This is a genomic window from Bifidobacterium sp. ESL1130 (assembly GCF_058507935.1).
Genome location: NZ_CP196379.1, coordinates 1,648,569 through 1,665,469, shown reverse-complemented (window position 1 = coordinate 1,665,469; position 16,901 = coordinate 1,648,569). Strand labels below are relative to the sequence as shown.

Here is a 16,901-nt window from a genome sequence, read left to right as displayed (position 1 = left end):
AGCGGTGAATGAGCGGGAGCAAGAGGTACGGCAAGCGGTGGCGCATGCCGAAACCGTGGTGGTCAAGGTAGGGTCCAGTTCGCTCACCTTGCCTTCCGGTCACCTTGACGTGGCTCGTCTTGAAGCCTTGGTGCAGGCGTTGGTGCAGGCGCGTGAACGCGGCACCCATGTGGTGCTGGTCTCCTCGGGCGCCATCGCCGCAGGTTTCGGGCCGCTCGGTTTCGATACTCGCCCGCAAGACGTGTCCACCAGTCAGGCGGCCGCCTCGGTGGGGCAGGGGCTGCTGATGGCGCATTACGAGCGAGCGTTCGCCAGTGCCGGCGTACGCGTCGGGCAGATTCTGCTCACCGCCAGCGATACCGCACAAGCTTCGCGGTACCGCAACCTGCAGCGCACGTTCGACCGTTTGCTCGGCCTGGGCGTGGTGCCTATCGTCAACGAGAACGATGCGCTCGCCAGCAATGAGATTCGCTTCGGGGACAACGATCGCCTCTCCTCTCTGGTGGCCAATCTGACGCGTGCTGACGCCTTGGTGCTGCTCACCGATGTGGACGGCCTGTACACGGCACCGCCTTCAAGCCCCGGCGCTGAGCGTATCGGATTTGTGGCGGACGCCGAGTCGGCCGGGCAGCGCGTCACCATTTCCGGCAGTACATCGGGACTGGGCACAGGTGGCATGGTTACCAAACTCGAAGCTGCCCGCGTAGCCTGTGCCTCCGGTATTGCTGTGGTGCTCACCAGTGCCGCCAACGCCGGCAGGGCGCTCGCCGGGGAGCGGGTCGGTACGGCCTTTGCGCCCACATCGCATCGGGACTCGTCCAAACGCTTGTGGATCGGCTATGCCTCGAGCCCGAGGGGGGCTCTTGTGGCAGACGCCGGTGCCGCGCAGGCGGTGCTTTCCGGAAAAGCGAGTCTGTTGTCTGCCGGAGTGCTGGAGGTTCACGGTGACTTCTCCTCTGGTGACATCGTGTGGATCGACGACGAACAGCGGCATCACTTAGCGAGGGGAGTTTGTGATTTCGACTCGGAGGAGGTTCCGCGCACGCTGGGACGCACCACTGCTCAACTCAGCAGGTTGCTGGGTGAAGGGTACGCTCACCCGCTCGTGCATCGGGACAATCTCGTGCTGGTGTAGACGGTGACGGCGGTTTAGACGGTCTAGACGGTTTAGACGGCGAACGTGGTGATTGCCGTGCTGCAATCACGTTGCGGGCATCGTGCGTGTTGTGTGCGGCGTGAGCCATGGTATGCGTGGATTGCTGGTTTGCCAGATTATCAGATTGCTGGTGATGCCACCGATTGGTGAGACCAAGATGGTCTGTGGAGCGGTCATGCCGTAGAATCGAATCCATGACTATGGCAGACTGGCAAGTATTAAGTGAACGCATCAACGAGGTGACGCCGAGCGCCACCCTCGCCGTGGACTCCAAAGCAAAAGCGATGAAAGCCGCAGGGGTTGACGTCATTGGCTTTGGTGCTGGTGAACCCAACTTTCCCACCCCCGAATATGTGGTGCAAGCTGCTGTGGCTGCGTGCCGGGATCCTAAAAATCATCGCTACACGCCTACCGCCGGGCTGCCTGAGCTGCGGGAGGCGATTGCGGCTAAAACGCTCAGAGACTCGGGATATGAGGTTGAAGCCAGTCAGGTGGTCGTGACCAACGGCGGCAAGCAGGCGGTATATGAAACCATGCAGGTGTTGCTTAATCCTGGAGATGAGGTCATCATTCCCGCCCCATATTGGACCTCTTATCCAGAAGCGGTGAAGTTGGCCGGAGCCAAGCCGGTTCCGGTGTTCGCTCCGGCAGAGCAAGGGTTTGAGCCGAGTGTGGAAGCTATCGAGGCTGCGCGTACCGGGCGCACCAAAGCCATCATCGTCAACTCTCCCAACAATCCTACCGGTGCGGTATGGAGCCAGGAGACGCTCGAAAACATTGCCCGGTGGGCTGTGGAGCACCACGTTTGGGTCATCTCCGACGAGATTTACGAACACCTGACGTATGGCACTGCCAGCAATGTCGCCATCGGAGCGGTATATCCGCCCGTGCGCGATCAGCTCATTGTGCTCAACGGCGTGGCAAAAACCTACGCTATGACCGGCTGGCGTGTGGGGTGGGCCATTGCGCCCGCGCCGGTCGCCCAAGCCTTCTCCAAACTCCAAGGTCATCTCACTTCCAACGTGGCGAACGTCTCCCAGCGTGCGGCGCTCGCGGCGGTATCGGGTTCACTCGACGCGGCACACGAGATGCGAGAGGCATTCGGTCGGCGTCGGCAGGCCATTGTTGCGGCGCTTCGTGACGTGCGTGGTGTTACCTGCCCGGAACCGATGGGCGCGTTCTACGCTTTCGCTGATATCACTCCTCTGCTGGGGGAGCCGGTGGGGCCGAACGGTTCCGTGGCAACTACCTCCGCGGAGTTTGCTGCTCTATTGCTCGACGAAGCCCATGTGGCGGCTGTGCCGGGCGAGGCGTTTGGTGCTCCCGGATTCCTGCGTTTCTCCTACGCTCTGGCTGACGATGACTTGGCTGAAGGTATGCGCCGTTTCAAGCAGTGGGTGGGCTGAGTGCTTTTCGGCACGCTGCATATGGATCAAGTGCAAGATGGGACTTGTGAGAGGTGACTCGCCGAGCGTGAGTGCGCTGGACGAAAGTGCCGGTCTGCGCTATAGTGGTGACTCGGCGATTTCCAGCAGTCCCCAGCTTCGGGTACGCTGGACTACGTTCACCTAGGGAAGTGGCGCAATTGGTAGCGCAACGGTCTCCAAAACCGTAGGTTGTGGGTTCGAGTCCCGCCTTCCCTGCCACGCAATGCGAAACCCAAGACGAAGGATGGAAATGGCTAAGGCAAAAAAACCGAACAATGGCAAGCCAAACATTTTCATGCGCATCGGCCTGTTCATCCGTCAGTGCATTGACGAGCTGCGCAAGGTGGTCACCCCCACCGGTAAGGAGCTCGCCGGATGGTCTGTGGCAGTGTCCGTTTTCGTGTTCATCCTTATGGTCGTGGTTTCGCTGATGGATCTCGGGTTCGGCAAGCTCACACTGTTTATTTTCGGCTGAGCTGCAGCGCCAGGTCGTTGACCGTGTAACGAAAAGGTGACGAATAGCATGAATGAAGAAGTCAATCTCGAGAACCTCGATGCTCTGCCGGATATTCCGATGAGCGAGGGTAGTTCCGCAGATGCAGAGGCCGAAGCTCGGGCCAGTGAAAGTGCCGACGAGGTGATGGCGCAGGCACTGAACATGGGCGGTGACAACGCTGATGACGGTGTCGATGCCGATTCGGCTGCGCTGTCTCAGTCAGGCGCGTCTGAGGAAGGCACAGAAGAATCCTCCGATGCAGGCAAAGGCGATGAACCGCAAGCGGAAGATGCCGATGCTGCCAAGCAGGAGACACCTGCGGGAACGGATGCCGGAGCCTTGGCCATTGAGGAGTTCTCCAAGAGCCTGCGCGGTCTCGAAGGCAAATGGTATGTGCTGCACACCTACTCCGGGTATGAGAAGCGTGTGAAGACCAACGTGGAGTCCCGTATTCAAAGCTACGGTCTGGAAGACAAGATTTTCCAGGTCGAGGTGCCGCTTGAGGAAGTGGAGAAACATACGGATAAGGGCAAGAAGGTCATCACGCGTGTGCGTGTGCCAGGCTATGTGCTCATCCGCATGTACCCCGACGACGATGCACGCCGCATTGTGCGTGAGACCGAGGGTGTGACCGGCTTTGTAGGCCCCAGCAAGGAGCCGGCGCCGCTGACCCGCAAGGAAGTCGTGGAGATGATGGCTCCGATGATTTCCTCCCAGGCGCTCAAGGAGGCTGGCGACAAGCCTGCCGCAGCCAAGAAGCGTACGCTTGAGGTCTCTTATGCTGTGGGCGACCAGGTCACGGTTACTGACGGTCCTTTCGCCACGATGGCGGCTGTGGTTTCGGGTGTGGAGCCCACCACGCAGAAGCTCACCGTGCTGGTTTCCATCTTCGGCCGAGACACGCCTGTGGAGCTGGGCTTCGATCAGGTCGAGAAGATTGCCTGATATCGACAGACGTTTATAGCAGCGGGCGCTTGCACTTCTTGTGCAGGCGCCCGTTTGCGTTACTGCGTTACCCGTTATCTGTGTTGTTGCGTTGTTTGCACTGTCTGTGCTGTCTTGCGTTCTGTGCTGTGTGCGCATTTGTGCAACCGGGCCACGTGTGTTCGATGGCAAGCCATCTTGTGTGCTGCTCGCATACTACTGGCTTATGTTGCCCCATACTCGGGGCAGGCATCTCGGTGGAATTGCAGCGTGCCGGTGTGCGGATGATGGCGAAGTCACCGCTGACTATGCGTTAAGGGTGGTTTCGTCATCACGTACTGAAGTCGTTCTTGCTATAGTGCCGCCAGCTGCATGCTGAGTGTCGGCTCGCCGGAATGACCTAGGGCAGCCGCCGCTCCGGTTCGTGCACCGCTCCTCCTCACCGCTGCGCCTCTGCAGCTCCGCCTCGCAGCAGCGTTTGTGGGCACGAAATTGATATAATAGTGATGCAATTTACACACAATTGACACATCACAGAAAGAAATTCTCATGTCAGATGTAGCATTGCCATCCTTCGTTCACGACCTGCCCAAAGCTGAGCTTCATGTTCATATTGAGGGCACACTGGAGCCGGAGCTTAAGCTCGCACTGGCTCAGCGCAACGGTATTGAGCTTGAATACAACAGCGTGGAAGAAATTCGCGCCACTTACAACTTTGACGATTTGCCTTCATTCCTCGCGTCCTACTACTCCGGCATGAATGTGCTGCAGACCGAGCAGGATTTCTACGATCTCATGACGGCATACCTCACCCGCGCGCAGGCCAACGGCGTCAAGCACGCCGAGATTTTCTTCGACCCGCAAGCGCACACTAGCCGTGGTGTCGCCTTCAACACGGTGATTGACGGTTTGCTGCGTGCCATCGACGATTGCGATGCGGTGGACGCCCAGCTGGTCATGTGCTTCCTGCGCGATATGTCCAAGGAATCCGCGCGCCGCACGCTGGCTGAGGCTGAACCGTACCGTGACCGTATCTTGGGGCTGGGGCTTGACTCCGACGAGCATCATCATCCGCCGCTCAAATTCGCAACGCAGTTTGCAGACGGTGTGGCGCAGGGCTACCACATCACCATGCACTGCGACATCGATCAGGTGGATTCCATCGATCACATCAAGCAGGCGTTGGAAATCATCGAGGTGGAGCGCATCGATCACGGCACCAACATTGTGGAGAACCCGGATTTGGTTGCCTTTGCCAAGGCCAAAGGCACGGGCTTCACTAGCTGCCCGATTTCCAACAGCTTCATCTGCCCGCAGAACTGCAAGTCCAAGGAGATTCGCGAACTGCTTAACGAAGGTGTGAAGATCAGCATACATTCTGACGATCCTGCCTACTTCGGCGGCTACATTGCCGACAACTACCTGCTGCTGGGGCAGGAGCACGGCTTCAGTAAGGAGGAGTTGGCACAGTTGGCGCGCAACTCGTTCGAGACCTCGTGGATCAGCGAGGAACGTAAGGCTGAATATCTCAAGCAAATTGACGATTTCATGGCCGCAGCTGTGTAACTGCTCGTCCGTGTAGCTGCGTAGCTGTGGGCTGCAGACCGTGCAACCGCATGACCGTGGGCTGTGCGACCGCGTGGTTGTGTGACACTATATTTGTGTAACCGTGGCTATGTTGCTGCGCAACTGTGTTAGGACCAGCTCGATGTTGCACCAGACCTCGCCTAGCTGATAGGCGAGGTCTGTTCGTATGTGGTGCGTTTGCTGAGCTGGGTGAGTTAGGAGCAGAGTGCGCACCCAGCCCGTCGTTGAGCTGGAGTGAGCGTCGGTTCTGTTGCGCAGGGTGAGTGCCGTGCACCCAACCCGTCGCTGAGGCGGTGTGGGTGACGGTTGTGTTGCGTGAGGCGAGCGATGTGCTACTAAACCGTCGCTTAACAAGTTCGAGTGTCGATTCGGGTACGCGAGGATACAGTGATGCAACGGAACCAACAGTTACTGCTCAAACCTGAGCGTCGGTTTTGTTGCGTTGGGTGCGGAGTGCGCGTCCGAACCGTCGCTGAGTTGGTGTGAGCGTCGGGTTTTGTTGCGTTGGGTGCGCGGTAGGGGCTGGTGTCTGGTGCGATGCGTGGTATTGTGGCCGGATTGTACCTGTTTTGTGGTTTGTTTCTGAAGATGGGTACGGTTTGGTCAAGTAAGGGTGTGATATTGACCGAAATGTACCCGTTTGATGTGTGATATCCGAATTGTGGACATGGCTTGTTTGTGAAGGTTGGGTTTGGAGACCGTATCGTACCTGCTGTGGTGGTTGTGGTGGTTTGTGGGTACGGTTTGGTCATGAAGGTGGGGGGTTGGTGGCCGTACCGTACCCGGTTTGGTGGTTTATTGCGGAAGATGGGTACGGTCTGGTCAGGTCAGGGCGCAATATTGATTGAAATGTACGCGTTTGATTGTGATATCCGGATTGTGGGTACGGTTTGGACATTGGACATTGGACGTTGGACGTTGGGCAGTGGCCGATGACCGAGGCACCAAGAGCAAGCGAAGCGGGCGGATGAATGCGTGCTTGAGACAAATGAAATAGACAAGACAAATACAGCAGACGAGGCAAATGAACATGCCCGAGGCAAGCGGAACAGATGGACCGTTGCAAGAGAGCCTGTCATTGATTCTGAAGCGTAATGCTTGTCGGGCTTGAGAGGGACAATGGGAAAGCTTGCGCCTGGAGGGGAGACCCGCTAGCACAGCACAGCAATATCGATTGCGGGAGGAGACTTCCGGACACGGTGGCGCGCATGGTGAGTCGGCCAATAACCGGCTGAAACCAAGCGGAACGGCAGAGGTCGTAACGCGCGTGCTGCTGAATAGGGAAGCGACCGTTGGTACCGCACGAAAGAAAAGGAAGCATAGTATGGCTGCCAAGAATAAGAAGGTCACAGCTTTAATCAAGCTGCAGATTGAGGCCGGCAAGGCCAACCCGGCCCCGCCGCTCGGCCCGGCTCTGGGTTCGCACGGTGTGAACATCATGGACTTCTGCAAGGCGTACAACGACGCCACGAAGGACAAGATGGGCCAGGTTATTCCTGTTGAGATCACCGTCTTCGAAGATCGTTCCTTCACCTTCATCACCAAGACCCCTCCGGCCGTGGCACTGCTCAAGCAGGCTGCCGGCATCAAGAAGGGTACCGACAATCCTCTGACCACCAAGGTCGGCTCCGTCACCAAGGCTCAGGTTCGCGAAATCGCCGAAACCAAGATGCCCGACCTGTCGGCGCGCGACATTGAAGCTGGCATGAAGATCATCGAGGGCACTGCGCGCTCGATGGGCATCACGGTGAACGAGTAAGGGAGAGAAACAGATGGCTAAGAAGCACTCAAAAGCGTATCGTGAAGCGGCCGAAAAGGTCGATTCGAGCAATCTGTACACCGCCGCCGAGGCGGTAGCGCTCCTCAAGAGCATGCCCAAGCGTGGTTTCGACGAGACCATCGAGGCTGTGTATCGTCTCAACGTGGATCCTCGCAAGGCCGACCAGCTGGTCCGCGGCGTAGTCAACCTGCCTAACGGCACTGGTAAGACCGCCAAGGTGCTCGTGTTCGCTCGCGGCCCCAAGGCTGCTGAAGCGACCGAGGCTGGCGCCGACATCGTGGGCGATGACGAGCTGGTGACGAAGGTTCAGGGCGGGTTCCTGGACTTCGACTCCGTGGTTGCCACCCCCGACATGATGGGCAAGGTCGGCCGTTTGGGCCGCGTGCTCGGCCCCCGTGGCCTCATGCCGAACCCCAAGACCGGCACCGTGACCATGGATGTGGCCAAGGCTGTTGCCGACATCAAGGGCGGCAAGATCGAGTTCCGCGTGGACAAGGACGGCAACTTGGCGTTCATCATCGGCAAGATGTCGTTCGATGATGCCAAGCTCACCGAGAATTTCCAGGCTGTGGCCGACGAAATCAAGCGCCTGAAGCCCTCCACGGTGAAGGGACGCTACATCCAGGGTGCCACCATCACCTCGACGATGGGCCCCGGCATTCCGCTCGACATCGCCACGCTGCTCTAAGCGAGGCTGATGCGGTAGGCGTCTGCTTGCAGGCGCTGGGATGACTGCAAAAGCGGTGAGACGGTTGAGCTGTCTCGCCGCTTTTGCTTTTCTGAGGTTTCTGACAGTTCCATCACGTTAACAGTGTCCCATTCGAAAATGTGAGGTACGGGCGTGTTATATCTCTCTCTAAGCTATAATCGGACTTATGCCATTAGAGGAATCGCTCTTGCAGGAGTTCTCCACTGGTCGAACACAACGGCCAATTCCTTCTAACAAGTTATACCTCGGGACGGTGGTCTTCGACTTTGATGGCACCATAAGTCTGGGGGATGGCCCCGTTCTTGCTTACGCGCACCATGCATTCGCACATCTCGATGAGCCACGACGAGCTGAAGCAGAACATATGCTGTACCGCTATCTGCATGCTTTAGCAAATCCAGCGAATCCAGCGAATCCAGTAAATCCATCAGATTCTGAGGATTCCGCGAACTCAGAAGGGCCAAAGAACTCAGAAGGTCCAACGAGCCCAGAAAATTCAAAGATCTCAAAGGGCCCAGAAGATTCCGCGCAGGGTGAGATTGCGGGTGCAGTGGATTGGAACGACGGCTACGATGCCGTCGTTTCTTTGTGTGGGGAGTCTGTAGGGCCCGAGCTGCGCAATGAAGCGTACCTGGCCAGTCGTGAGGATCTGGCGTCCGGCTCAGTTTCAGTGCACGCTCCACATGGACTCCATGAGTTCCTTGAGACATTGGGAGAGCTGGGGTGCCGCCGTGTGTTGCTCTCCAATTCCCCGACGACCGGATTGGTGCAAACCCTGCAGCGTTTCGGGGTCGACGGCCTGTTCGATGAGGTCATTGCCTCCGCCGGCAAGCCTTCCCATTGGAACGAACATCTCGCTTATCTCACTGCTACCGCGCGCTCAACGCACTTGTTGAGCATCGGCGATTACTGGAGCAATGACGTTGAACCAGTGGTCGCACAAGGTTTTCAGGGAGCGCTCATCGGCGAGCGCACACCTGAATCATCTGTCTCAGGTCCGCATCCAACCTATCAGGCTGCGACGCTACCTGAGCTGTATCAGCCCATTATTGATGGGTGCTCGGCGTGGAGAGGGGAGGATGCTTGACATGACACCGTAAGTGTGCCGTTTCGTTGTGGACATACCGTTGCGTATGTTGATCGTTTGTAGTACTCAGCTGTATCAGCTATCTCAATATTTCATCGTTCATTATCGTTTCATTCATTAGTTCATCTTTCTTCGATAATCAATATCCACCTCATCGTTTCGCTACACAATGCATAGTGGTTGCTCTCGAAAGGACCATGTCATGAAAAAATCCTCCAAACTACTCAGAACGATGCTCGCTGCGGCTGCGGTCGTTGCGGTCAGCGCCTCGCTGGCGGCGTGCGGTAGTTCCAGCTCTGCCAAGTCGGACGACAAGCCGCTGACGTTGCAGTTCGTTCCCACCAACAACGACGGTTCCATGCAGGCCAAAGCCAAGCCGTTCGCGGACTATATGACGCGCAAGCTCGGCCGCACGGTCAAGGTGACGCTGGCCACCGACCACACCACCATTGTGGAGGCCATGTCTTCCGGCAAGGTGGACATCGGCGTCATGCCTCCGGCCGCTTATGTGCAGGCCAGGGATAAGAAGGCTGCCAAGGCTCTGCTGACTTCCGAGCGCGGTGGGTACGACCGCAAGACCGGCAGGCCGACGCCGGACAAGATGGTGAGCTCGTACAAGGCCGAGGTGCTGGTGCGCTCCGACAGTCCCATCAAGACGTTGAAGGATCTTAAGGGTAAGAAGATCGCGACGCTCAGCCCCGGGTCGGCCAGTGGCTACATTTACCCGGTGGTGGAGATGCGCAGCAAGGCTGGGGTGGACCCGGTCACCCAGTCCACGCTGACCACCGTCAACGATATTCCCAGCGAGCTGACCGCGGTGCTCGGCTCTCAGCAGGACGCGTGCTTCGGGTTTGAGGGGACGAGAAACGCCTTCGGCGACAAGTTCCCCGGCCATGATCTGTACAAGGAACTGCGAGTGCTGTACCTCACCGACGGTGACATTCCCAACGATGCCATCGCGGTGAACCCCAAGATGGATCAGGCCATGCAAGACAAGGTCAAGCAGGCGTTCCTTGACATGAAGAACGACAAGGAAGGCAAGACGGCGATGAAGATGTGGAACCATGATGGTTACAGTCCCGTCAACGAGAAGACCTATGACACCATCGAAAGCTACATCAACAAGGCGGCGGAGTAGACGCTGATATAACGACAGGGGCTGCGCGAGTTACTTGAGCGCAGCCCCTGCCGGCCCGTTTGCCTCGCCAAGATTCCAGATTGCGAGGCTGGGCTCTTGGCGATGAACGAGCAACAACGGAGACATCATGATTGAAATAGAACATGTCGTGAAACGTTACGACAACGGTACCGTCGGACTTGACGACATCAGCCTGAAGGTGAACGATGGCGAATTCGTGGCCATCATCGGGCCGAGTGGAGCAGGTAAGAGCACACTGCTGCGCTCCGTTAATCGGCTGGAAGACACGACTTCGGGAGATATTCGCATCGACGGCGAGTCGATCACGCACGCCAGCCGTCGCCAGCTGCGTAAGATGCGCTGTGCAATCGGCATGATTTTCCAACAGTTCAACCTGGTCGGCAATGCCACGGTTCAGAAGAACGTCATATCGGGGCGTCTTGGCCGCTATTCCACCCTGCAAACGCTGTTTGGCATCTTCCCCAAAGAGGATTATGCGTTGGTCGATCAGGCATTGGATAACGTCGGGCTGCTCGACAAGGCGCAGGAGCGCAGCGACCAGCTCTCCGGCGGCCAGCAACAGCGCGTCGCCATCGCCCGTTCCCGTGTGCAGCAGGCTCGGTTGCTACTGGCCGATGAGCCGGTTGCCTCGCTCGACCCGGTCACGTCCCAGACCATTCTCGACGACTTGCAGGTCTTCAACCGCGAGGAGCATGCCACGGTGCTGATCAGCATCCATTCGGTGGAGTTTGCCAAACGGTACGCCACGCGCATCCTGGGCATGCGTCGAGGTCGCATCGTCTTTGACGGGACCCCCGACGAGCTCAGTGACGACATATTCGCGCAAATCTACCAGTCCGCTTCCGACAGCGGCGAGGAGCGGTGATGGCACAGACAGTATCAACGGCCGCATCTGCTCGCCGTCCTCTCTCGCAGACCGTCCATCGTTCGTTGCTCAAGCGTGCGCTGACTTTTGCCGTGCTGGCCATATGTGTGCTCGCCGCTGCGAATATCACGGAAACCGACTTGGGTGAGGTGTTCTCCAACGCCGACCAGGCCGGAGACTTCTTCTCGAAACTGTTACGCCCCGACTGGGGATTCTTCCCGACACTGTGGACTCCACTGCTGCAGACGATCCGCATGTCGGTGGTGGGAACGGTGATCGGACTGGTGTTCGCTGTGCCGTTCGCATTTCTGGGCACGAAGATTGTGACTTCCAATATGGCGGTGACCGGTGTGGCCAGGTTTGTCATGGACATCATCCGCACCATACCGACCCTGCTGCTCGCCGCGCTGATCGTCACCTTCGTGGGCATCGGGCAGGTCAGCGGTGTGGCCACCATCGCCGTGTTCACGTTCGGCATCGTCGGCCAGTTGGTCTATCAGGCCATTGAAATCAGCAATCTCGGCCCGGTCGAGGCCGCACGGTCGGTGGGCGCCAACCGTGTGCAAATCGCTTGGACCGCCATCGCTCCGCAAATCATGGACGACATCGTAGGGTACGCCATGTATGTGTTCGAGATCAACATCAGAGCCTCGATGGTGCTCGGCTATGTCGGTGCCGGCGGCATCGGCGTGATGCTCAACTCCTCGTTGAGCCTCATGCGCTACGACCGTGTATCCCTCGTCATCCTTACTGTCCTGGTGCTGGTCGTCATCGTGGATACCTTGAGCGAGGCCATCAGAAAGGCGGTACGCTGATGAACAAGGTGGCTGCAACAACTGCTTCACGTCCCTCCGGCAATGCCGGGCATCGTTCCGCTGCTTCTTTGACAGCCATGCAATGGCTGAAACGGGCAGGCTACGCGCTCATGGTCCTGGTGGTGGTCTGGGCCTTCGCCACGGTGGATTACTCAGATAAAACACCGATGTCGTTCAGCACGCTCGGCACCACGCTCGGGCAGCTCCTGCATCCCGACTGGGGGTATGTCTACGACGGTTCGGGCGAGGATCTGGTGTCCCTTATGCTCGAAACCATCGCCATTGCGTTTTTGAGTGTCATCATCTCCACGGTCATCGCGTTCCCATGGTCGTTCATCAGCGCTACTACGCTGTGGCCGCATGCGCGTATCGTGCCCAAGGTCGCCAAGTTCATCACCGATGTGCTTCGTGCGTTCCCCGAGCTGGTCTACGCCATCATTTTCGTCAAGGTGGTCGGCCCCGGTCCCGCCGCAGGCGTTCTGGCATTGGGCGTGCATCAAATCGGCATGCTGGGCAAACTGTACACGGAGTCCATCGAGAACATGAACGATCAGCCGGCCGAGGCGATGGCTTCCGTCGGTGCAGGGTTTACCAAGACTCTGCTGTTCGGTCGTATTCCGCTGTTGATGCCCATTTTCGCGTCGCTGTCGCTTAATCATTTCGAGATTGCGGTGCGTTCCGCCGCCACGCTCGGTTTGGTCGGTGCAGGCGGTATCGGTGCCCCGCTGATTTTCGCCATTCAAAACCGGCAGTGGGACCGGGTGAGCATCCTGCTGTTGGGCATCATCGTGGTAGTTGCGGTCATCGACTTGGTGACCGGGTGGCTGCGCAAAAAGCTGCTCTAATCGATGCCTGCTGAACTCGATCAACGCGTTTAAAGCGTCTAACTCGTGCATCTTGCGGGCGGACGCATCGGTGAAGGAGATTGCATGACTGAAGTCACAGTGCTGGGAACCAGCGATTTGCACGGTTTTGTCCCGGCGGCTCTTGGGAGGGCCGCCGGGTGGGATGGCGACGATCCGTCCGTGGCAGGAGGGCACGCCGCCGGTATCATGGCGGGTTCTCTGGCCATGCAACGGTTCGACCCAGCCACGAGCATCCTCATCGATGCGGGGGACTTCTTCCTTGGCAGTGCATACACGTCGTTCTTGGAAGATGACCAGTGTGCTGCCAAGTCTTCCGTTCCCTCGCCGCTGTCCGATATGGCTGTGGAATTCGGGTATGCCGCTATGGCCCCGGGCAACCATGATTTCGACCATGGCTCGGACTTCCTGCGCAGGCAGGTGCCGGTGCTGGGGGAGCGTCTGGTGTGCTGCAATGTGACCGATGCGGACGGAGTCCCTCTCTTCCCCGCGTACCGCATGGTGCAGGTCGCTCAGGTGCGCGTATGCGTGATTGGAGCGGTTACAGGAGCGTTGCCGCAACTGACGGCATTCGCCAACACCGCCGACATCCATGTGCTCAATCCTGTGGAGTGCGTGCGTGACACCGTGACGCAGGTGCGGCAGGATTGCGATCTTGTTGTGGTGGCCTATCATGGCGGCATCGAATGTGACATGGGCGACGGGCATCCGACCGAATATGCGACCGGTGAGGATGAAGCCTACCGTATGCTCAGCGAGGTGCCGGGCATCGACGGCCTGCTGTGTGGGCACCAGCATCGGACCGCTTGCGGCGAGAGCCAAGGCGCGGTATATGTGCAGCCGGGCTACCAGGGCTCCCACGTTGGCTGCATGCGCTTCACCATCGGCGATGATGGCAGCGTGCTTTCGCGAGAGGCCAGTCTGATTGACATGCACGGAATGGATCCGGGTCATGGTGCCGACGAGCGCCGAGATGCTGATTGGGGTGGTCCCGGCAGTCGGGATGACGCGAACTTCCTGGAGAGCGGGCAGGAGGATCTTCTTGCCCGGCAACTGCGTCTTGAGGACTATCGGCACTGGATGGACGAGTCGGTGGATGTCTCCGGTTTTGCGCAATACGTGGCCGACAAGACCGGCATTGCCTCGTACCGGTACTCCTTCATGCCGCACGGCGGTGTGATTGCCCGGAAAGACTTCAAACGAGCGTTCCCGGCCCCGTACTCGCTTTCGGTGTTCCACCTCGGCGCCGAACAATACCGCCATTATGCGAATGCCGGTCTCATCGGGCATATCGGCGAGGCCGAACCGCAGGCCGACCCGCTGGGCGGGTATCGCATCATTACGAATGATCCGTCGGCCTTCCCTGCATATCGCTTGGAAAGCCGCACGGTCGACAACCTCTTCGACGAGTACCTGCACTACTGCAACGGTTGCTGATCTACTGTTTCCTGCCCATACGGTAGGTCAGCCAGCGTGCGAAGCGTGAAATCGCGTAGTTGACCAGGATGTAGATGATCGCAGTGACGAGGTAGACCGGCAGCAGGCTGTTGTAGTTGGCGATGATGACCTTGGTGTTCTGCATCATCTCCGGATAGGTGACCACATACCCGAACGTGGTGTCCTTGACCACCACGACCAGCTGGGTTACCAGAGTGGGCACAATGATCTGCATCATTTGTGGCAAGATGATGTGACGGTAGTTCTGCCACTTGGTCAGACCGATGGACAGACCGGCTTCTTTCTGCCCGGTAGGCACCGCCTGCACGCCGGCGCGATACACCTCAGCCAGCACTGCGGAAGCACCCAGAGAAACGGGTATGACCACCATCCAGTATGTGCTCAGGTGGATGCCGAACTGACTGGGTACCAGGAAGAAGAAGTAGATGAACAACAGGGTCGGTGTGCCCCGGACGAACTCAATGACGGCCGTGGCAATCCAACGAATCGGCGCAATGGTCGAGATGCGTCCGAACATGAGGACCAGACCGCCCACCAGTGCGATGGCTCCTGCTCCCAACGCGGCGCGAGCGGTTCCCACGAAACCTTGCCCCAAGAACTTCCACACGTTCACGTTGGCGAACAGGCTCCAATACATCGGGTCGAACTGGCCGTTCGCGTCAAGCTGCATGACCACCCAGACCACCAGAGCAGCCACGGCCACCAAAGCGATGGCGGTGCCGATGGCAATACGTCGCCGTGCGCGCGGCCCGGCGGACTCGAACAGTGCGGATTCAGTTGGTGTCATCGCCATAGCATGACCTTCTTCTCCAAGAAGCGACCGATGGCAGCAATGACCAATCCAGTACACACATAAAACAGCGCTGCGACGAAGAATGTGGGAATCCCCAAAGATTCGTCGTTGTTGATGCGCGATACCAAGCCGGTCAACTCAACGTGAGCCAACGGCACCATCGCTCCGGTCGAGGAGCTGATGATCAGCGAGATGAACAGAGTGACCATAGGCTGCACCACGGCTCTCAACGACTGCGGAAGCACGATGGAAGAAACGATATGGCGGAACGAAAGACCCAACGAGCGGGCCGCCTCAATTTGCCCTACGTCAATGGCGTTGATGCCTGAACGCAAGTTGTCGGAGCCGAAGGCCGAGCCGACCAATACCAGTGTGACAATTACGCTCGGCTCGTAGTCAAGCACCACACCCACTTCCGGCAGTGCGAAGACGATGAAAATCAGCAGGCTGAGCACTGGAATGTTACGGAATACCTCTACGTACGCGGAAACCGCAGTCCGCAGCGGAGGGATGGGACTCACCCTGAACACCGTGAGCACCAGCGCGAGCGCCAGAGCCAAGACGAACGAGATGACGCCGATGCGCAGTGTCACCCCGTAACCGGACAAGTAATCTCGCCAGTAATGCTGAAGGAGAAAAAGGATGCTGTCCCATCCCGAATTTGCTTGGGTCATACGCCACTGAACCTGTTACTGAACCGTTGGGGGAGTGGGGGCTTTGTCAACGCCGGTGCGGTCGCCGATGGTGAGTTGCCACAGCTTGGCCCACGTGCCGTCATCGATGATTTTCTTCAACCAGGCATTCACGAACGTGGTGGCATCGCTGCCCTTAGGCAAGCCGATGCCGGCGGGATCCTCGGTGCCGAAGCCTTCGCCGACCACCTTGAGCGACTTCGGGTCCTTTGCTACGTCTCCGAGCAGCAACGACTGTGTGACCACATAGGCATCCACGCGCTTCTGCTTCAGCGCCTGCACGATTTCGGCATCGGTCTGGAATTGTTGGATCTTGGCTTCTGGGGCATACTGTTTGACGATCTGGGGGCCTGTGGAGCCTTCCTGCACGCCTACGGTCTTGCCGGCCAGATCCTTGACATCCTTGATGTCGTCGTTGTTTGAACGCACCAGAATGCCCTGCTTGGAGCTGTAGTAAGGTCCGGCGAAGTCAACCTTTTCCTTACGCTGGTCGGTGATGGAATACGTGGCGAACACAGCATCCACCGTGCCGTTCTGCAGCACAGCCTCGCGAGTGGAGGAATCTACCACGTTCACGCTGGTCTTGGCGTCCCCGAGGATATATCGTGCCAGCAGTTGAGACAGGCCGGCATCAAATCCACGTAGCTTACCGTCGTCCGGGCTTTGCAGCGAGAACAGTGTGGAAGTCTTGACCGCGCCCACTTTCAGTGTGCCGTCCTTCTTGACCGATGCGGCCCACTTGTTCGCATTCACATCAGCTGCGGAAGCCACGTCTCCGCTCTTGATGAGAGCGTCGTAAGCCTTGGTGTCCAGCGGCTTGCCGACTGAGTTTTTCGTCTCGCTTTGCGCCGAGGACGAGGATTTGTTGTCGGCTTTGGTGTCGCCGGTGGCGCCGCAACCGGCCAACAGCATACCGGTTGCAGTGAGCGCTGCTATAAGAGATGCGGTTTTCTTGACATTTCGGGTAAGGACGGTCATGGCACTACTCCTTCTCTTGATTTTCGCCTCAAGTTGAACGTACGGATGCTGCACGCCGGAGCGAGGCTTCCAGTAAGTATAAAACAAGTTGGTTACGGAAATGGGCGGACAC

The 16,901-nt window shown here is 58.3% G+C and carries 17 protein-coding genes and 1 tRNA gene; 15 read left to right on the top strand and 3 right to left on the bottom strand.

All coding sequences use genetic code 11. The features are described 5' to 3' along the window. The first annotated feature begins 4 nt into the window (after positions 1-4). The 15 genes from proB to ACSYSO_RS06470 all read left to right on the top strand — a co-directional run bounded on the left by proB (position 5) and on the right by ACSYSO_RS06470 (position 14,305). Positions 5-1,135, top strand: a complete 1,131-nt coding sequence (gene proB, locus ACSYSO_RS06540) for a glutamate 5-kinase (RefSeq protein ID WP_489760307.1) — start codon at positions 5-7, stop codon at positions 1,133-1,135. 221 nt (positions 1,136-1,356) lie between these two features. Then, positions 1,357-2,562: a pyridoxal phosphate-dependent aminotransferase gene (locus ACSYSO_RS06535; RefSeq protein WP_489760349.1), complete on the top strand. Its 1,206-nt coding sequence runs from the start codon at positions 1,357-1,359 to the stop codon at positions 2,560-2,562. Between the two features lie 37 nt (positions 2,563-2,599). Continuing rightward, entirely contained in the window at positions 2,600-2,728 is a 129-nt protein-coding gene (locus tag ACSYSO_RS06530) for a hypothetical protein (RefSeq protein ID WP_489760306.1), read from the top strand. Next, positions 2,727-2,802, top strand: a tRNA-Trp gene (locus ACSYSO_RS06525). Before ACSYSO_RS06530 ends, ACSYSO_RS06525 begins: the two co-directional genes overlap by 2 nt. A 31-nt stretch (positions 2,803-2,833) precedes the next feature. After that, complete coding sequence (gene secE / locus ACSYSO_RS06520; RefSeq protein ID WP_489760305.1) at positions 2,834-3,058, top strand: preprotein translocase subunit SecE; 225 nt, start codon at positions 2,834-2,836, stop codon at positions 3,056-3,058. A 48-nt stretch (positions 3,059-3,106) separates the two neighbouring features. After that, positions 3,107-4,024 carry a transcription termination/antitermination protein NusG gene (gene nusG, locus ACSYSO_RS06515; RefSeq protein WP_489760304.1) on the top strand — a complete coding sequence of 306 codons (918 nt, stop codon included), beginning with the start codon at positions 3,107-3,109 and terminating at the stop codon, positions 4,022-4,024. Positions 4,025-4,552: 528 nt separating this feature from the next. Continuing rightward, entirely contained in the window at positions 4,553-5,569 is a 1,017-nt protein-coding gene (gene add / locus ACSYSO_RS06510; protein ID WP_489760303.1) for an adenosine deaminase, read from the top strand. A gap of 1,345 nt (positions 5,570-6,914) precedes the next feature. Beyond that, positions 6,915-7,349: a 50S ribosomal protein L11 gene (gene rplK, locus ACSYSO_RS06505; RefSeq protein WP_489760302.1), complete on the top strand. Its 435-nt coding sequence runs from the start codon at positions 6,915-6,917 to the stop codon at positions 7,347-7,349. A gap of 13 nt (positions 7,350-7,362) precedes the next feature. Further along, positions 7,363-8,058, top strand: a complete 696-nt coding sequence (gene rplA / locus ACSYSO_RS06500) for a 50S ribosomal protein L1 (protein ID WP_489760301.1) — start codon at positions 7,363-7,365, stop codon at positions 8,056-8,058. A gap of 187 nt (positions 8,059-8,245) precedes the next feature. After that, positions 8,246-9,166, top strand: a complete 921-nt coding sequence (locus ACSYSO_RS06495; RefSeq protein ID WP_491701710.1) for an HAD family hydrolase — start codon at positions 8,246-8,248, stop codon at positions 9,164-9,166. Positions 9,167-9,368: 202 nt separating this feature from the next. After that, positions 9,369-10,304 (top strand): phosphate/phosphite/phosphonate ABC transporter substrate-binding protein, encoded by a 936-nt coding sequence (locus ACSYSO_RS06490; protein WP_489760298.1) that lies wholly within the window; start codon positions 9,369-9,371, stop codon positions 10,302-10,304. A gap of 127 nt (positions 10,305-10,431) precedes the next feature. Continuing rightward, positions 10,432-11,190 (top strand): phosphonate ABC transporter ATP-binding protein, encoded by a 759-nt coding sequence (gene phnC, locus ACSYSO_RS06485; RefSeq protein ID WP_489760297.1) that lies wholly within the window; start codon positions 10,432-10,434, stop codon positions 11,188-11,190. Next, on the top strand, positions 11,190-12,005 hold the full coding sequence (gene phnE, locus ACSYSO_RS06480; RefSeq protein WP_489760296.1) for a phosphonate ABC transporter, permease protein PhnE: 816 nt from the start codon (positions 11,190-11,192) through the stop codon (positions 12,003-12,005). The genes phnC and phnE (ACSYSO_RS06480) overlap by 1 nt, the downstream gene beginning before the upstream one ends. Continuing rightward, positions 12,005-12,850, top strand: coding sequence for a phosphonate ABC transporter, permease protein PhnE (gene phnE / locus ACSYSO_RS06475; protein ID WP_489760295.1), 846 nt, complete (start codon positions 12,005-12,007; stop codon positions 12,848-12,850). Before phnE (ACSYSO_RS06480) ends, phnE (ACSYSO_RS06475) begins: the two co-directional genes overlap by 1 nt. Before the next feature lie 84 nt (positions 12,851-12,934). Beyond that, positions 12,935-14,305, top strand: coding sequence for a metallophosphoesterase (locus ACSYSO_RS06470; RefSeq protein WP_489760294.1), 1,371 nt, complete (start codon positions 12,935-12,937; stop codon positions 14,303-14,305). A gap of 1 nt (position 14,306) precedes the next feature. Here ACSYSO_RS06470 and ACSYSO_RS06465 read toward each other — a convergent pair whose 3' ends face one another. Genes ACSYSO_RS06465 through ACSYSO_RS06455 form a run of 3 tightly spaced genes read right to left on the bottom strand, consistent with a single transcriptional unit; the run spans position 14,307 to position 16,789 of the window. After that, a complete protein-coding gene (locus ACSYSO_RS06465) occupies positions 14,307-15,119 on the bottom strand; it encodes an amino acid ABC transporter permease (protein WP_489760293.1) in 813 nt (270 codons plus the stop codon). Next, on the bottom strand, positions 15,110-15,793 hold the full coding sequence (locus ACSYSO_RS06460; RefSeq protein WP_489760292.1) for an amino acid ABC transporter permease: 684 nt from the start codon (positions 15,791-15,793) through the stop codon (positions 15,110-15,112). The genes ACSYSO_RS06465 and ACSYSO_RS06460 overlap by 10 nt, the downstream gene beginning before the upstream one ends. Positions 15,794-15,808: 15 nt before the next feature. After that, a complete protein-coding gene (locus ACSYSO_RS06455; protein WP_489760291.1) occupies positions 15,809-16,789 on the bottom strand; it encodes a glutamate ABC transporter substrate-binding protein in 981 nt (326 codons plus the stop codon). Positions 16,790-16,901: the final 112 nt, after the last annotated feature.

Excerpts from the sequence above, each read along its gene's own strand:
- ACSYSO_RS06470 (WP_489760294.1), top strand. The coding sequence starts at position 12,935 with ATGACTGAAGTCACAGTGCTGGGAACCAGCGATTTGCACGGTTTTGTC.
- add (WP_489760303.1), top strand. The coding sequence starts at position 4,553 with ATGTCAGATGTAGCATTGCCATCCTTCGTTCACGACCTGCCCAAAGCT.
- ACSYSO_RS06530 (WP_489760306.1), top strand. The coding sequence starts at position 2,600 with ATGGGACTTGTGAGAGGTGACTCGCCGAGCGTGAGTGCGCTGGACGAA.
- phnE (WP_489760295.1), top strand. The coding sequence starts at position 12,005 with ATGAACAAGGTGGCTGCAACAACTGCTTCACGTCCCTCCGGCAATGCC.
- ACSYSO_RS06535 (WP_489760349.1), top strand. The coding sequence starts at position 1,357 with ATGGCAGACTGGCAAGTATTAAGTGAACGCATCAACGAGGTGACGCCG.
- secE (WP_489760305.1), top strand. The coding sequence starts at position 2,834 with ATGGCTAAGGCAAAAAAACCGAACAATGGCAAGCCAAACATTTTCATG.
- rplA (WP_489760301.1), top strand. The coding sequence starts at position 7,363 with ATGGCTAAGAAGCACTCAAAAGCGTATCGTGAAGCGGCCGAAAAGGTC.
- ACSYSO_RS06455 (WP_489760291.1), bottom strand. The coding sequence starts at position 16,789 with ATGACCGTCCTTACCCGAAATGTCAAGAAAACCGCATCTCTTATAGCA.
- ACSYSO_RS06460 (WP_489760292.1), bottom strand. The coding sequence starts at position 15,793 with ATGACCCAAGCAAATTCGGGATGGGACAGCATCCTTTTTCTCCTTCAG.
- rplK (WP_489760302.1), top strand. The coding sequence starts at position 6,915 with ATGGCTGCCAAGAATAAGAAGGTCACAGCTTTAATCAAGCTGCAGATT.
- nusG (WP_489760304.1), top strand. The coding sequence starts at position 3,107 with ATGAATGAAGAAGTCAATCTCGAGAACCTCGATGCTCTGCCGGATATT.
- phnE (WP_489760296.1), top strand. The coding sequence starts at position 11,190 with ATGGCACAGACAGTATCAACGGCCGCATCTGCTCGCCGTCCTCTCTCG.
- phnC (WP_489760297.1), top strand. The coding sequence starts at position 10,432 with ATGATTGAAATAGAACATGTCGTGAAACGTTACGACAACGGTACCGTC.
- ACSYSO_RS06490 (WP_489760298.1), top strand. The coding sequence starts at position 9,369 with ATGAAAAAATCCTCCAAACTACTCAGAACGATGCTCGCTGCGGCTGCG.
- ACSYSO_RS06465 (WP_489760293.1), bottom strand. The coding sequence starts at position 15,119 with ATGGCGATGACACCAACTGAATCCGCACTGTTCGAGTCCGCCGGGCCG.
- ACSYSO_RS06495 (WP_491701710.1), top strand. The coding sequence starts at position 8,246 with ATGCCATTAGAGGAATCGCTCTTGCAGGAGTTCTCCACTGGTCGAACA.